This window comes from Dechloromonas sp. ZS-1, assembly GCF_039649255.1.
GTDB lineage: Bacteria > Pseudomonadota > Gammaproteobacteria > Burkholderiales > Rhodocyclaceae > Azonexus.
In genome coordinates this window covers 1-15674 of the sequence record NZ_JBDIYD010000015.1, presented here as the reverse complement: position 1 = coordinate 15674, position 15674 = coordinate 1, and the positions used below count along the sequence as shown (strand labels likewise).

At 60.7% G+C, this 15674-nt stretch carries 14 protein-coding genes; 10 read left to right on the top strand and 4 right to left on the bottom strand.

Features of this window, described 5'->3' with window-relative positions:
• Window positions 1-73 precede the first annotated feature (73 nt).
• The 4 genes from AACO21_RS14445 to AACO21_RS14430 all read left to right on the top strand — a co-directional run bounded on the left by AACO21_RS14445 (window position 74) and on the right by AACO21_RS14430 (window position 3814).
• Complete coding sequence (locus AACO21_RS14445; protein WP_346193231.1) at window positions 74-967, top strand: sigma 54-interacting transcriptional regulator; 894 nt, start codon at window positions 74-76, stop codon at window positions 965-967.
• A complete protein-coding gene (locus AACO21_RS14440; RefSeq protein ID WP_346193230.1) occupies window positions 960-2648 on the top strand; it encodes a GspE/PulE family protein in 1689 nt (562 codons plus the stop codon). The genes AACO21_RS14445 and AACO21_RS14440 overlap by 8 nt, the downstream gene beginning before the upstream one ends.
• A gap of 82 nt (window positions 2649-2730) precedes the next feature.
• A complete protein-coding gene (locus AACO21_RS14435; protein ID WP_346193229.1) occupies window positions 2731-3021 on the top strand; it encodes a hypothetical protein in 291 nt (96 codons plus the stop codon).
• Window positions 3022-3160: 139 nt separating this feature from the next.
• The gene (locus AACO21_RS14430) at window positions 3161-3814 is read left to right on the top strand and encodes a prepilin-type N-terminal cleavage/methylation domain-containing protein (protein WP_346193228.1); all 654 of its coding nucleotides are present in this window, start codon (window positions 3161-3163) and stop codon (window positions 3812-3814) included.
• Here AACO21_RS14430 and AACO21_RS14425 read toward each other — a convergent pair.
• A complete protein-coding gene (locus AACO21_RS14425) occupies window positions 3802-5787 on the bottom strand; it encodes a monovalent cation:proton antiporter-2 (CPA2) family protein (protein ID WP_346193227.1) in 1986 nt (661 codons plus the stop codon). The genes AACO21_RS14430 and AACO21_RS14425 overlap by 13 nt on opposite strands.
• A gap of 53 nt (window positions 5788-5840) precedes the next feature.
• Between AACO21_RS14425 and AACO21_RS14420 the strand changes: the two genes are divergently transcribed.
• The 6 genes from AACO21_RS14420 to AACO21_RS14395 all read left to right on the top strand — a co-directional run bounded on the left by AACO21_RS14420 (window position 5841) and on the right by AACO21_RS14395 (window position 9961).
• Window positions 5841-6839, top strand: a complete 999-nt coding sequence (locus AACO21_RS14420) for a KpsF/GutQ family sugar-phosphate isomerase (RefSeq protein ID WP_346193226.1) — start codon at window positions 5841-5843, stop codon at window positions 6837-6839.
• On the top strand, window positions 6839-7366 hold the full coding sequence (locus AACO21_RS14415) for an HAD-IIIA family hydrolase (protein WP_346193225.1): 528 nt from the start codon (window positions 6839-6841) through the stop codon (window positions 7364-7366). The genes AACO21_RS14420 and AACO21_RS14415 overlap by 1 nt, the downstream gene beginning before the upstream one ends.
• Entirely contained in the window at window positions 7363-7938 is a 576-nt protein-coding gene (gene lptC, locus AACO21_RS14410) for an LPS export ABC transporter periplasmic protein LptC (RefSeq protein WP_346193224.1), read from the top strand. The genes AACO21_RS14415 and lptC overlap by 4 nt, the downstream gene beginning before the upstream one ends.
• On the top strand, window positions 7935-8537 hold the full coding sequence (lptA, locus tag AACO21_RS14405) for a lipopolysaccharide transport periplasmic protein LptA (protein ID WP_346193223.1): 603 nt from the start codon (window positions 7935-7937) through the stop codon (window positions 8535-8537). The genes lptC and lptA overlap by 4 nt, the downstream gene beginning before the upstream one ends.
• Window positions 8538-8764: 227 nt before the next feature.
• Window positions 8765-9319 (top strand): phasin family protein, encoded by a 555-nt coding sequence (locus AACO21_RS14400; protein ID WP_346193222.1) that lies wholly within the window; start codon window positions 8765-8767, stop codon window positions 9317-9319.
• Window positions 9320-9394: 75 nt separating this feature from the next.
• The gene (locus AACO21_RS14395) at window positions 9395-9961 is read left to right on the top strand and encodes a phasin family protein (protein WP_346193221.1); all 567 of its coding nucleotides are present in this window, start codon (window positions 9395-9397) and stop codon (window positions 9959-9961) included.
• Between the two features lie 73 nt (window positions 9962-10034).
• Here AACO21_RS14395 and AACO21_RS14390 read toward each other — a convergent pair whose 3' ends face one another.
• The 3 genes from AACO21_RS14390 to hrpA are packed head-to-tail and all read right to left on the bottom strand — an operon-like array spanning window position 10035 to window position 15479.
• Window positions 10035-10799 (bottom strand): molybdopterin-binding protein, encoded by a 765-nt coding sequence (locus AACO21_RS14390; protein ID WP_346193220.1) that lies wholly within the window; start codon window positions 10797-10799, stop codon window positions 10035-10037.
• Window positions 10796-11530, bottom strand: coding sequence for an EI24 domain-containing protein (locus AACO21_RS14385; protein WP_346193219.1), 735 nt, complete (start codon window positions 11528-11530; stop codon window positions 10796-10798). Before AACO21_RS14385 ends, AACO21_RS14390 begins: the two co-directional genes overlap by 4 nt.
• Window positions 11523-15479 carry an ATP-dependent RNA helicase HrpA gene (gene hrpA, locus AACO21_RS14380; protein WP_346193218.1) on the bottom strand — a complete coding sequence of 1319 codons (3957 nt, stop codon included), beginning with the start codon at window positions 15477-15479 and terminating at the stop codon, window positions 11523-11525. Before hrpA ends, AACO21_RS14385 begins: the two co-directional genes overlap by 8 nt.
• Window positions 15480-15674 lie beyond the last annotated feature (195 nt).

The window sequence follows — 15674 nt, the reverse complement described above, 5'->3', positions numbered from 1 at the left end:
GTTAGCAGAAATGCATGTCGCACCGCAGAAAAACTAGGAGTAGAATCGGCAAAAAATTCATTTGTCATCACGCATGAATCACTCACTGATCGGCCAGCACCCCTGCATGACGCGGCTGCGTGACACCCTCGCGCGCTACGCCAGTCTCTCCCTGCCGATTCTGCTGCTTGGCGAATCAGGCTGCGGCAAGGAAATTGCAGCGCGTGACTATCTGCATGCCCAGTCGATACGCCAGGATGCCCCCTGGCTTGCCATCAACTGCGCGAGCCTGAGTCCGGAATTGCTGGAAAGCACGCTCTTCGGCCATAAAAAAGGCGCTTTCACGGGCGCACACCAAGACCATGACGGGTATTTCACGCAAGCAGCAAACGGCACCCTCTTTCTGGACGAAGTGGGCGATCTACCGCTGGCACTTCAGGTCAAGCTGTTGCGTGTGCTCGAAAACGGGGAATACCACCGCCTGGGAGACACCACCCCTCGGTACACCAAGGCCCGGATAATCGCCGCCACCAATCGGGATCTTCGCGCGATGATTCTGGCGGGCCAATTCAGGGAGGACCTCTACCACCGACTCAATGTGCTGAGCATCAGAATTCCCCCACTCAGTGCACGAGGCAATGATCGCTGGTTGCTGCTGGAACACTTCCCCTCCGAACAAGCCGAGACACAACTCAGAACCTATCTTGCCCATCGCCCTGGCGCCAGCCCCTTGCACTTTGCGCTGGGCAACCAGCTGGCCGAGCAAGGTCGATGGCACGAAGCGCACCTCGCCTACACACAGGCGCTTCGTGGCGACAGCAACAACCCCGACTATCGCTACAACCTGGCAGTCAGCCTCGATCGACTGCATCAAAGCCAACTCGCCCGCCACCACTATCGACTGGCCCAGCAACACCGCCAATCCCGTCCCGCCTTTTTTTCCTCTCAAACGCTCCAGCAACGACTGAACGAACTCGACCATGATTGATCGCCCTCATCTCAAGCCGCTCGGAGAATGCCTGATCGAAGCAGGCCACCTGACCACGGATCAGCTCCGGGTCGCACTCCATGACCAGCGCAGCAATCCGCGCCGCCTGGGCAGGATTCTCACGGATATGGGTTTCATCGGCGAGAGAGCCCTGCTCGAAACCCTGTCAAAAACACTTGCGCGTCCGGCGGTCGACCTCTGGAAAAGGCCGATTTCTCAAGAAGCACTTGATGCGCTCCCCAAGGAACTGGCGCGCCGCCACCGCATCCTTCCATTGGCATTCGACCGTATCCGCCGCCACTTGGAAATTGCCGTCAGCAACCCTCACGACCTCACCGCACTGGCCTCAATCAAGGCCACCCTCGGGGACGAGGTCTCCATTGAAACCAGCTTGGCCAGCGAGCAGGCGCTGGACCATGCGCTTGAGCATCACTACGGCCAGGACGATGCGATCCAGCAATTACTACACAGCACGGAAGCCCCTCCGGCCGTGCCACACGATACCGTTGCAGTCCGGATGATCGACCACCTGCTCAGGGAGGCCCTCTACCAAGGGGCGTCGGACGTACACTTCGAGCCGGACGCCAATTGCCTGCGCATTCGCTACCGCATCGATGGCCTATTGCGCCCGATGCACCTTCTGCATGCTTCGCTCTGGCCAGCCATGTCCATCCGCCTGAAAGTGCTGGGCGGTCTCAATATTGCGGAAACCCGGCTGGCCCAGGATGGACAATGCGCCATGCGCCAAGCGGGCCTCGATGCCGAGTTTCGCATCGCCTGCATGCCCACCCTGCATGGAGAATCGATTGTCCTGCGCATCATTGACAAACACCGGCAGCATCCCGCGCTCGATACCCTGGGCCTGAGCGCTGGCGAACTGAGTGAATTAAAACGCCTCCTGCAACGCCCGGAAGGCATGCTTTTGGTCACGGGCCCAACGGGCAGCGGGAAAAGCAGCACCTTGTATGCGGCGCTGGCCCATCTCAAGGATCCTTCGGTCAGTATCATGACCCTGGAGGATCCGGTCGAGCACACCCTGCCCGGTATCCGTCAAACTGCCCTCGGCGAATCCGCCAAGCTGGATTTCGCCTCAGGGATTCGGGCATTGCTGCGCCAAGACCCCGACATCCTGATGATTGGCGAAATCCGCGACAGTGAAACGGCCCAAATGGCATTCCGCGCAGCACTGACCGGCCATCTGGTATTAAGTACTCTGCACGCCGGCGCAACGACCGCCGCCCTGCCCCGCCTGTACGATCTGGGCGTCTCCGGGGAAATTCTCGCCAACAGCTTGAACGGCATTCTGGCGCAACGCCTGCTCCGGCAATTGTGCAGCCACTGCACCAAACCCCGAACGCCCACTCCTGCAGAGCAAGCACGCTTCATCACCGCAGGCATCCAGCCCCCGCAAGCCGTCTACTCCGCCGGACAATGCTCGCAATGCGCGCAACAAGGCTACCGCGGACGCAGAGCCATCCTGGAAATCCTCGCCATGGACCCTCAGCTCTCCGCCTTGATCAGCCAAAAGGCGGGCCTGAGTGCCATCCGGCAACATGCCGCCAAATCGGGCATGGTCACCCTCGAACAACGCGCCCTGCAGTGCGCAGCAGCTGGGCATACCACGCTCGAAGAGGTTGAGCGCGTGATTGGACCGCCATGTGGTTTCGCTACCGCGCCTTAGATCACGATGGCACGCTGCATGTGAGGGAAACCGCTACCTCTATTTTGCCGCGAGCGCCTTTACCCGCACACCGGGGCCTGGTGTGCTTGCCGGCTTTGATCTCGAGACGGGCGTCGCGCCCAACAATGCCGGCCTGGCCAATATCCGCAATCTCAACGTGCATGGCGGCCAGCGCATTGCCATCGATATCGCGGCAGTCATCGTCAGCCGCGGCGCCCTGGCGAGTGCGCGGAGCAGCGACGAACAGGAAAACCAGGACAACGACCTTGAATTCGTCAGCGATGCAGAAAGTCCGGGCTTTGATGACCGGCTCTTCTGGTTCGGTCCCGCCTTGCTCAAATCCCGCTTGCTCAGCGTCGGCAAACTCCCATGAGCGACGGTCAACCGTCAAACAGTGTCGAAAAGCCGGCAATACGAACAGACGAGCAAGACAGCGCAAGGCCGTAAGGCACGCACAACGCGGCATGCAAATTGCATAACCATATTTCCTTCACCCTATCAGGAGACATCTCATGCCCTCACACCAACGAGGCTTTACGCTGGTTGAAATCGCCGTGGTCCTGGTCGTCATCGGCCTCTTGCTCGGTGGCGCACTCAAAGGACAGGAGCTCATTCACAGCGCCCGGGTAAAAAGCCTGGCGACCGAATTGCGCACGCTGCCGACCATGATCTACACCTACCAGGATCGTTTCCGCAGCCTGCCCGGTGATGACCCCAAGGCCGACACACACCTGCAAAACGGCACAAAAGCCAGCACACCGACGGGCACCCTGGGCAATGGCACGCTCAACGGTGCCTGGAACTCCAGCACGCAGACGGATGAAAGCTATCTGTTCTGGCAGCACGTTCGCCTGGCGGGATTAAGCAGCGGCAGCAGTACCCCCGGCAACGCGGACTATCTCCCCCGCAACGCCGAAGGCGGGCCGATGGGGATCACGGGAGGCGCATCCTCACCGATCAAAACGCTCGCCGGCACCTTCATTGCATGCTCCCAAGGGATCAGCGGCCGCTATGCAAAGCAAATTGACACCATGATGGATGACGGCGACAGCAGAACGGGCTCGGTTCAGGTCATGGAAAACGCCAGCGGCACGACGTCGACCGCAGCCGACCCGGTCGAAAACCCGCTGGATCAGTCCAGCTATACCGTCTGCTACGCGTTCTGAGCCAGCGGCTTCGGCGGCCGCTCACGTTTCAGCAAACGAAACTCGGCTGCCGCCACCGCCTCCGGCGGTCCCAGCAGGACGACCACATCGCCGACCTCCAGGCAGGTCTCCGGATCCGGCTCCAAGGCCCGGATGCCGCGCCGGCGAATAGCGCTGACTTCGCACCCCAGGCTGTCCAGCGCCAGATCGGCCAGATGCATCCCGATCGCCGCCGCGCCCTCATTCAGCCAGACGGAATGCAGACGGGGCTGGATGGCATCATCCTCTTCACGATCGGAAAGGCCACGATAAAAACCACGCAAGAAACGGTAGCGCTGGGATCGTATCTGGCGAATCTGTTTCAACACCCGGTTGATCGGCACCCCAACCAGAACCAGCGCGTGCGAGGCGAGCATCAGGCTGGCTTCCAAGGTTTCCGGAACGACTTCGGCCGCGCCCGCATTGGAAAGGCGCGCCATATCCCGCTCATCGCTGGTACGTACCACCACCGGCAAATCAGGCCGTGTCTCCTGAACATGGTGCAGGATTTTTTCTGCCAGTGCCGTATCGGACATGGTCACCACGATCACGCTGGCCCGCATCAAACCCGCCGCAACCAAGGCTTCCTTGCGTCCGGCATCACCAAAGACCACGGACTCACCGCCTGCCGCAGCTTCACGCACCCGGTCGGGATCGAGGTCCAATGCAATGTAGTTCACACCTTCCTGCGCCAGAAAACGGGCCAGATACTGACCATTCCGCCCAAAGCCGCACAGGATGGCATGCTTGTCGGTCCCCATCGATTGCGCCGCGATGCTGGTCAGTTGCATCGAGCGTAACAACCATTCGCTGGCCACGAAACGCATCACGACTTTTTCGCTGTACTGAACGATGAAGGGCGCGAGCAACATGGAGAGGACCAACACGGTCAGGGCGATTTGCTCGATGGTCTTGGGCAGATGCGCAATTTCGCCCAAGAGCACGAAACCGAACTCACCGCCGGCACAGAGCCAGAGCGCAGAGCGGATGGCATTGCCGGGGGTACTGCCCAGACGCCACGACAGCATCCCCACCACCGCCGCCTTGACCAGCAGCAACACCAGCAGGGAGAGCAGAACCTGCCACCACAAGCCAACCAGAATATGGAGATCGAGCTTCACGCCGATCGTGACGAAGAAGAGGCCCATCAGGACATCCCGGAAGGGCTTGATGTCTTCTTCCACTTGTAGCTTGTATTCCGTTTCCGAAATCAGCATCCCGGCGACAAAGGCCCCCAAGGCCAACGAGAGGCCGGCAATCTCGGTCAAAGCTGCCAGGCTCAGCGTGATCAGAAGCACGTTGAGCACGAACACCTCTGCCGACTTGGCCCGGGCCACAAAATGGAACCATTTGCGCATCAGACGCTGGCCGAAGACCAGAATCAGCGCCAGCACCAGCGTGGCCTTGATGATGGCCACGCCGAGCAACATGGCGAGTTTCTCCGGCGGCTGGGTCAAGGACGGAATCAAGACCAGCAAGGGCACGACGGCGAGATCCTGAAAGAGCAGCACCCCCATGATTTCGCGCCCGTGGGCCGAATCCAGCTGCAAGCGTTCGGCCAGCAATTTGGTCAGCACCGCCGTGGACGACATGGCAAAGACCCCGCCCAGCGCAATACCGAGCTGCCAACTGACCCCCAGCAGCATGACCCCGCCCAGCGTCAGCAGCATGGTCAGCCCGACCTGCAGCAGGCCCAGTCCGAACACGATGCGCTTCATCGCATAAAGCTTGGGCAAGGAAAACTCGAGGCCGATCGAGAACATCAGGAAAACCACGCCGAATTCGGCGAGATGTTCGGCCCGATGCACGTCGTGCATCAGGTTCAGTGCATGCGGCCCAATGACACTGCCGACCAACAGATAGGCCAGGACAGGAGGCAGGTTCAAGCGGCGGAAGAGGACCACCGCGAACACCGAAGCGCCAAGGAGGAGCAGGACGAGAGACAGTGCGCTCAAGGGGGCTTTTCTTGAATCAGGTATACTTCGGCCATCATAACCGCTGCTCGCCCATGAACCCAAGCATTTCGCCCACCCGTTTTTCGCCGGAACGCGCACAGGAGCTGGGTCGCCAGACCTTGCGCATCGAAGCGGCCGCCGTCGAGGCGCTGCAAGGACGCATCGACGACCAATTTGCTGCTGCCGTTGCCCTCATTCTCGAGAGCAAAGGCCGGTTGATCGTCAGCGGCATGGGAAAATCCGGCCACATCGGACGCAAGATTGCCGCCACCATGGCCAGTACCGGCACGCCGGCCTATTTTGTCCATCCGGCTGAAGCCAGCCACGGCGATCTTGGCATGATCACGCGCGACGATGTCCTGCTTGCCCTCTCAAACTCCGGTGAATCGGCGGAAATCGTCAGCATCCTGCCCGCCATCAAGCGCCAGGGTGCGAAAGTCATCGCCATGACCGGCGTGCCCGGCTCGACGCTGGCCAAAGAAGCAGACATTCATCTTGATGCGGGGGTTGAGCAGGAGGCCTGCCCGCACAATCTGGCCCCGACGGCCAGCACCACGGCGGCACTGGCGCTGGGCGATGCCCTGGCCGTGGCCCTGCTGGACGCCCGTGGCTTTGGCCCGGAAGACTTTGCCCGCTCGCACCCGGGCGGCTCGCTGGGCCGGCGTCTGCTGACCCATGTGCGCGACGTCATGCGCCCGGCCGACAAGGTGCCCTGCGTGGCCGGCGACACGGCCATCACCGATGCCATCATTGCCATGTCGCGCGGCGGCCTCGGCTTGGTTGTCATCACGACGGTCGACGGCAAAATCGCGGGGATTTTCACGGACGGTGACCTGCGCCGCGCCTTTGAAAAACGGCTGGACCTGCAACAAGGCAGCATCGCCAGCGTGATGCACCCGACCCCGCGCACCATCGGCGCCGAGCGTCTGGCCGTGGAAGCCGTCGAGATGATGGAGCGGCTGCGCATCAACGCCCTGCTCGTCACTGACGCCGATACGCGCCTGCTGGGCGCACTCAACATGCACGATCTGTTCACCGCGAAAGTCATCTGATGGATGCCACCACCCGCGCCGCCCGGATTCGCCTGATTGCCTTCGATATCGACGGCGTCATGACCGATGGCGGCTTGCACTACACCGACGAGGGCGGTGAATTGAAAACCTTCAACGTCCAGGACGGGCTCGGCATCAAGCTGATGCAGCGCGCCGGCTTCGAGATCGCCATCGTGACGGGCCGCACCTCCGGCGTCGTGGCCAACCGCGCGCGCGATCTGGAGATCGAACACGTCTTTCAAGGCGTACGCGACAAAGGGGCGACCATGGATCAGCTACGTAGCCAACTGGGACTTGAATGGGCTGAATGCGCCTTCATGGGCGACGACCTGATCGATATCCCGGCCCTGCGTCGCTGCGGCCTGGCCATCGCCCCCGCCAACGCACGCCCGGTCGTCCGCCAATTCATCCACCTGCACACCCAGGCGGGTGGCGGCGCGGGGGCTGTCCGCGAAGCCTGTGAATTCATTTTGGCCGCGCAGGACAAGTTGACCGCCGCCTTCGCGCCCTACCTCGCCACCGCATGAAACTCGGGTCCAGCCAACTCTTCCCGCTTGTCCTGGTCAGCTGTGTGGCTGCCCTGAGTTTCTGGCTGCAACAAGCCGTCCAGATGGAAGACCCCAGACGCGACGGCAAACAACGCCACGATCCCGATTCGATCGCCGAAAACTTCGAGATGCGCCGTTTTGATGAAACGGGCACCATCAAATATCGACTGACCGGGCCGCACATGATGCACTTCCCGGATGACGACACCGCGCTGCTCAAATCGCCGGTCCTCGTTGCCTACCGGCCTGATGCCCCGCCGATGACGCTTTCCGGCGACCACGCCAAAGTCACTGCACAAGCCGAAACCGTCTTCCTGTGGGACAACGTGGTCGCGCATCGTGCCGCCACCCCGGATCGTGCCGCCCTGACCGCGCGCATGCCCGATCTCGTTATCCAGCCCGATCTCGGCTTTGCCTTCACCAACAGCCCCGTTGAAATCACCCAGGGCAAATCCTGGGTGCGCGGCACGGGCGCCGAACTCGACAACAATGCCGCCACCCTGGTGCTGCGCTCGCAGGTGACCGGCCTCTACATCCGACCCACGCCATGATGCTCCGCTCTCTCTGCCTGGCGATTGCCCTTCTTGCTGCCGCATCCGCTCACGCCGAACGCGCTGATCGCGACAAGCCCATGCAACTCGAGGCCAATCGCGTCTCTATCGACGACGCCAAGAAACTGCAGATTCTGGAAGGCGATGTCCTGATCACCAAAGGCACCATGGTCCTGAAGGCCGACCGCGTCGTGATCACGGAAGATGCCTATGGTTTTCAAAAAGGCGTCGCCTTCGCCGGCAAGGACGGCCTGGCACGCTTTCGCCAGAAGCGCGAAGGCAAAGAGGAATACATCGAGGGTGAGGCCGAGCGTATCGAGTACGACACCAATACGGAAATCGCCGAACTTTTTCACCGCGCCTGGGTAAAAAGCGGTGGCGATGAAGTGAAGGGCGACTACATCTGGTACGACTCGGTCAACGAAAAATACCTCGCCACTGCTGGTGAGCAGCGCAATCCCAAGGCCGGCCCGCCGCGAGTGCGCGCCATCCTGCAACCCAAAAACAAGGGCAGTGAAGCCCCGATCGCCCCCACCAAAGGGGAGCGACTGGATTTACGTGGTTCGACCTCGCTGGAACTCAGCGACCGCGCACCCTGATTGTGCAGAGGGTGCAACAAACACGCCATACCAAAAGAATACAAAGCGCGTTTATTCTTTGATTTAAAAGTATAAATTGTTTTTTTGTGCACTGCACAAAATCAGGTTGACAGCGGGATTCTTTTCGCGAATAATACAGACATGGTGCAGTGCAACATTGCTTCAAAAAGCGCTGCAACGGTTTAAGTACTGTCTTGCATGACCTTTATTATTTGAGGAGAAACACCATGTTCACCACCCCGGAGCAATTCGCTGCCGCCAACAAGGCTACCGTCGATTCCCTGCTGTCCCTGGCTAACACCGCCCTGGCCTCTGCTGAGCGCATCGCTGCCCTGAACCTGAACACCGCCCGTTCCGTGATGGAAGATTCCGTTTCCGGCGCCAAGGCCCTGATGGGTGCCAAGGACGCACAGGAAGCCCTGTCCATCCAGGCTTCCCTGGCCCAGCCGAACGTTGAGAAGGCCGTTGCCTACTCCCGTTCTGTCTACGAAATCACCGCCCAGACCCAGGAAGAACTGGCCAAGATGGTCGAGTCCCAGTTTGGCGAATTCCAGAAGAGCGTTGCCGGCCTGCTCGACAAGGCTGCCAAGTCTGCCCCGGCTGGCTCCGACGTTGCCGTCGCTGCCGTCAAGAGCGCCATCGCTGCCGCCAACTCCGCCTTCGACAACATGAACAAGGCTGCCAAGCAAGTCGCCGAAATCGCTGAAGCCAACGTGGCTGCCGCGACCAACGCCACCGTCAAGGCTGTCGGCGCCACTGCCGCTGCTGCCAAGAAGAAGTAATCGATGCATTCCAACCCCCGCTCCGGCGGGGGTTTTTGTTTCATCCACACCCAGTTTCACTGACAGGAGAAGAAGATGAGCAACGCAAATATCGAACAACTGGCGCAGGCACAAAAAGCCAACGCCGAAGTCATGATGGCCCTGGTGCGCACTGCCTTCAACGGTATCGAGCGCCTGACCGCCCTGAACATGGCAGCTTCCCGCGAGTTTTTCAACGCGTCCGTCGCCAACACCCAGCAACTGATGTCCGCCAAGGACGCCGGTGCTGTCGCCAAGCTGAATGCCGACCTGTCGAAGCCGAACGTCGACAAGCTGATGGAATACTCGCGCAACGTGTATGACCTGGTGTCCGACATGCAGAAGGAAGTCACTTCTGTCATGGAAGCGCAGTACAGCAGCTTCACCAAGAATGCCGAATCCGCCGTGCAAAAGGCCAAGGCCTCCGCACCGGTCGGTGGTGATGTCTTCGCCGCCACCATGCAGTCCATGCTGAACGCCTCCAACCAGGCTTTCGGCAACATGAGCTCCATGGCCAAGCAACTGGCTGACATCGCTGAAGCCAACCTGCAAGTCGCAGGCAAGGTTGCCGCACCGGCCAAGAGCGCCACCTCGGCTGCCGCCAAGAAGGCTGCCGCCAAGTAATCCGGCGACACAGCCCAATAAAAAACCCGCGCTTGAAATCGCGGGTTTTTTTACGTCGACCGTCAGGCCCCGCTCAAGGGCGCCACACCCAGGTAATCCCGCGGCGCTCGATCTCACTGCGAATTTCTGCCATCGCCTGCTCCACCCGCTCAGGCGTTCCTTCCACGCCAAGTTCGAGATGCTTGCGCTCCTTGCCGACTAAAGAAGGCAGGGAAAACAAGCGCAAGTCGGGATAGGCGGCCACGATCTTCTCCATCAGATCGAGCAAAGCACTTTCGTAGGCATTCGGGCCCGTCAGCAAAAAGGCCTTTTCCACACGAGCCGCAACGGGCTGGCAGAGATCCTTGTAAAAGGTATCGAGTGCCCATTCGATCATCGGGTGGGCCATTTGCGGAAAACCCGGCACAAAGTAATGCTCATTCACCCTGAAGCCGGGAATCCGGTTGAAGGGATTAGGCACGATCTCGACGTCTTCCGGGAAGGTCACCAGGAGCTTACGCTCAGCGGTGATCTCCTCGTTGGCAAAGCGGACCTTGAGTTCCTCAAAGCCTTCGGGATGCAACTGCAGGCCGACGCCCAAGGCCGCCGCAACGGCCTGCCGCGTATGGTCATCCGGCGTATTGCCGATCCCGCCACAGGAAAAAACGACATCGCCTGCAGCCATCGTGCGCTTGAAAGTCGCGGCCAGACGCTGACGGTCATCGCCGAGGTATTCGACCCAACTCAGGCGCAAGCCGCGTGCGCCAAGCAACTCGGCAATCTTCGCAAAATGCTTGTCCTGGCGCTTGCCGGAAAGAATCTCATCGCCAATGATGATGGCGCCGAAAGTACGCGTCATCGCATGCCTCCTTCCTGAGTAACCAACGCGCCCCGGCGGCTTGCCTGTAGCGCGGCCAGGGCGTAATGAACGAAGGCCAGGGCGGCCAAAGCAGGCACCAGCAAGCCCAGGATCGGGACATGGGCCAGCAGGGCCATGGTCAGCCCGAGCATGAAAAACGGCCCCGCATGTTGGCGTCGCAAGGCCAGCCATTCCGCATCCGTCGCATGCATGGACAAGGCATCGTAGGCGAAGGTACGACGGTTCAGCCATGCCATCAAGAGCATGGGAATCAGCAGCGAGAAGCCAGGGATCAGCCATAAGGGCAAGGTCAGCACCCAGGCCAGCACGAACAAAATGGCAGCACCCAGGCTGTTGACCGTCGCCGACGTAAAACTGTCCCGCCCCATGAGGGCTACGTCCGGATACCGCGTTGCGGAGAGATGGCGCAGCATCAAGGGCATGACCACGATCGCCGCGAGCAGCGAACCCACCAGATAGGCCGCTGCAAAAATGGCCATCCAGCCGCCCAGATAGGCCAGGAGGTGCGCCAGCCAGACCAGGCCCCAGCCAATCAGCAGGGTCATCGGCGGGTAGGTCAGCATTTCATCGACCAGCACGCCCAAGCCCCATACCGCCAGCGCCAGAGAAGCAATGAGGGAGCACAAGGCCGGCGTCAGCACATAGAGCCAGACTTTGCCCTCGCGCAAGCTGGCCAGCGTTCGCCACAAGGCCTGCATCACCTCAGCCATGCTTGATGCCCTCCCACTGTTTTTCCAGACGTTTCACGGAGACCGGCACCGGCGTCCGGAGTTCCTGTGCGAACAAGCCGACGCGCAGTTCTTCCAGCAGCCAGCGGAACTGCTCGATCTGCGGATCGGCCGCCTGCAGCTTGGCCAACTGGATCGCCCGGCGCTCATAATTGGTCCACAGCTTGCTGTACTCCGCCATCGACTGGGTATCGCGCGCCGGATTGGCCTTCAGCTTATCAAGCCGGACCCCGATGGCCTTGAGGTAACGCGGGTAATGCTGCAAACGCTCAAAAGGCGTATCGAGCACAAACTGCTTGCCCATCAGCCGCTTGAGCTGCCCCTCGATATCCTGAATCACCGCGGGATAGGCCTTGTAAGCCGGCAACTTCTTGCTGACAGCCTGCCACTCGGTCAGCACCGTCCCGACCAGGCGGCTGATCTCCTGGATGATCAGGCCAAGGCGCGCCTTCGCTTCCGCGCAACGCCCCTTGAACGCTTCGGCCGTGGCCGGCAGCGGCTCGGTCAGGCAGGCCCGCTCGAAAGTCAGATCGACAATCTGGCGCTTCAGTTCGTCGGTTGTGCCCAGCGCCATGTACTGCATGCCCATCTGGGTCAGCCCCGGCACATTCTTGTCGAAATACTTCACCAGCTCCTTGAATTGCAGCATGAAGAGACGCAACAGGCCCTGGCGATGGACGGCTGCAGCCTCCTCCGCAGAATCGAAGACCTTCAGGCTGACCGTCTCGCCGTCATCATGGAGCCCGGGATAGCCGATGATGGTCTGGCCGCCAACCGGGACTTCCATCAGTTCCGGCAGTTCGCCGAAGGTCCAGTCGGTGAGGCGGGTGTATTCAGAGGGCGTTTCATGCAGCTCGGCAAACTCCTGTTTCGCCTCCTTGCCCCATTCCGCACGCAGCGCGACCAGGCTGCGGTTCATATCCAGCTGGCGACCATGCTCGTCGATCAACTTGTAGTTCATCGAGAAATGCGCGGGCAGCGCATCCGGACGGAAGGCGTCCGGCGTCACAGCCCAGCCGCGGGCATTCAGGCCACGCGCTTCGAGAATGTAGTCGATCAGCGGCTGAATCAGACCCTGCGCGAGCTTCTTTTCATTGCTGGCGACGGTCGACAGGAATTCATCGACGAATTCCGGTACCGGCACCAGCTTGGCGCGAATCCGCTGGGGCAGGGTCTTGATCAGTTGCACCAGCTTTTCCTTGATCAGGCCGGGCACCAGCCACTCCATGCGCGCAGCGGGAATCTGGTTCAACTGGGCCAGCGGCAAGGTGAGCGTAACCCCGTCACGCGGCGAGCCCGGCTCAAAATGATAGGTCAGCGCGTACTCTATGCCGCCCACCTTGATGTGGTGCGGAAACGCCTCGGTCGTCACGCCGGCGGCTGAATGGCGCATCAGGTCGTCTTTGGCGAGGTAGAGCAGTTTTGGATTGTCTTGTTCGGCCGATTTACGCCAGTGGTCGAAACTCGCCCCGTTGTGAATCTCGGCGGGAATCAGGTGGTCGTAAAACGCGAAGATCAGTTCGTCATCAACCAGCACATCCTGGCGGCGCTGCTTGTGCTCGATCTTCTCGATATCCCGGATCTGCTTTTGATTGTGCTGAAAGAACGGCCAGCGCTTGGCAAAGGCTTCGTCGATCTCCTCCCCGACCAGACCCTGGCGGATGAAGATCTCGCGTGATTCGGCGGGCGCCAGCGGGCCATAGTGAATGCGCCGCTTGGGATTGATCACCACCCCATACAGCGTCGTCCGCTCCCAGGCCGCGACCTGCATCGCCTTCTTTTCCCAGTGCGGGTCGAAATACTGACGCTTGATCAGATGCGCGCCCACCTTCTCGATCCAGTCTGCCTCGATCTTTGCAACACAGCGGCCGAACAGGCGGGTCGTTTCGGTCACCTCGGCGGCCATGATCCATTTCCCCCCCTTTTTCTGCAACGGCGATGAGGGATGAATCAGGTAGCGAATGCCCCGCGCGCCGAGGTAATAGCCAGACTCATCGGATTTACAGCCGATATTGCCAAGCAGACCGGACAACAAGGCCATATGAATGGCATCGTAGGTCCCGGGCAGCTCGTTTTCCTTCCAGCCCAGTTCGGTGACCATGGCATGCAGCTGCCCATGTACCTCCCGCCACTCGCGCAAACGCAGGTAAGAGAGGAAGTGGCCATGCACGACATCGACCAGCGATTTGTTCGATTTTTTATGGTCGACCGCCTGCTTGAACCACGCCCAGAGTTTCACCCAGGTCAGGAACTCCGATTTCTCATCCGCCCACAGCTTGTGCTTCTCGTCGGCAGCCTGCTGACGGTCCTGCGGCCGCTCACGTGGGTCCTGCACCGACAAGGCCGCAGCGATGATCAGCACCTCTTTCAAGCAGCCCAGATCCCGCGCGGCGACCAGCATCCGTCCGATACGCGGATCGAGCGGCAGCTTGGCGAGCGCATCCCCTACCCGGGTCAGGCGCTTGTCGTCATCCAGCGCGCCGAGTTCCTGCAAGAGCGCGTAGCCGTCGTTGATGGCCTTGGCGGGCGGCGGCTCGATGAAGGGAAAACTTTCAACATCGGTCAGGCGCAGCGACTTCATGCGCAAAATCACGCCCGCCAGCGAGGCACGCAGGATTTCCGGATCGGTAAAGGGCGGACGCGCGTTGAAATCAGCCTCATCGTACAAGCGCACGCAAACGCCCGAGGCTACCCGGCCGCAACGGCCGGCACGCTGCCGCGCGGCCGCCTGCGAAATGCGTTCAACCTGCAACTGTTCAACCTTGTTGCGATAGGAATAACGCTTGATCCGAGCCAGGCCGGTATCGATCACATAGCGGATGCCGGGGACAGTCAGCGAGGTTTCCGCAACGTTCGTGGCCAGAACGATGCGCCGTTGATTGCCGGAGGGCTTGAAGATCCGATCCTGCTCGGCGGCAGAGAGACGGGAAAAGAGCGGCAGGATTTCCGGGGCATGGGCCGCACTCATGCCGGGGCGCGCCAAAGCCCGTTTGCGCAAGGCTTCAGCCGCCTCGCGGATTTCGCGCTCACCCGGCAGGAAAACCAGAATATCGCCGGGCCCCAGGCGGGCCAGTTCATCGGCGGCATCGACAATGGCATCGTACAAGTCGCGCTCATCGTCCTGCTTGTCGAGATCGTCAACCGGGCGATAACGGACCTCGACCGGATAGAGGCGCCCGGACACCTCGATCACCGGCGCCTTTTTGCCATTCAGCGTGAAGTGTTCGGAGAAGCGCTCGGCATCGATCGTCGCCGAGGTAATGATCACCTTCAGATCCGGACGCTTCGGCAGCAACTGTTTGAGATAACCCAGCAGAAAGTCGATATTGAGGCTGCGCTCGTGGGCCTCATCGATGATGATCGCCTCATAGGCATTCAGATACGGATCGGACTGCGACTCGGCCAGGAGGATGCCGTCCGTCATCAGTTTGACCCAGCTCTCGACGGTCGACTTGTCGTGGAAGCGGATTTTCACCCCGACACCTGCCCCCACCTGCGTTTGCAGCTCCTGAGCGAGCCGTGTCGCCACGGAGCGCGCCGCCAGGCGACGAGGTTGGGTATGACCGATCAGCCCCCGCGCACCGATGCCCAGCTCGAGGCATATCTTGGGGAGTTGCGTGGTTTTCCCGGATCCGGTCTCGCCGCAGACAATCACGACTTGATGCGCAGCAATCAGCGCCGCAATCTCATCGCGGCGCTCGTTGACTGGCAGGGCATCATCAAATGTCGGCTTCGGTAACGCACCCAGACGTTTGGCGGCCTGTTCGCTCGAGCGGGCGAGTAGCGCTGCCAGATTGGCCTGAAGCGTGGCCTTTTTTTCCCCGACAGCCCGCGCGAGGTCGCGCTGCAAGTTTCGAATCTGACGCGCATCCGCGGTCAAAAAAGGTACAGAGCCGGCGTGATTTCGGCCGGCAGAGTGATTCATTCGCATCGGTGCATTATAAATCCGCGCCCGAGATCAGCGGCAGACGTGTTGTGCTGTTCTTGGCTCTAGGACGCAAGCAAGGATCGAGTGCCAAGCCGACACGCGATGCAGAACAGAAGGATCGTGAGTCATCCGCTGAACAAAGGTTGAGTTGATGCTTGGAGAGGCGAGGGTTGGGCGGAGAGTTGTTTGAGAGTGAGT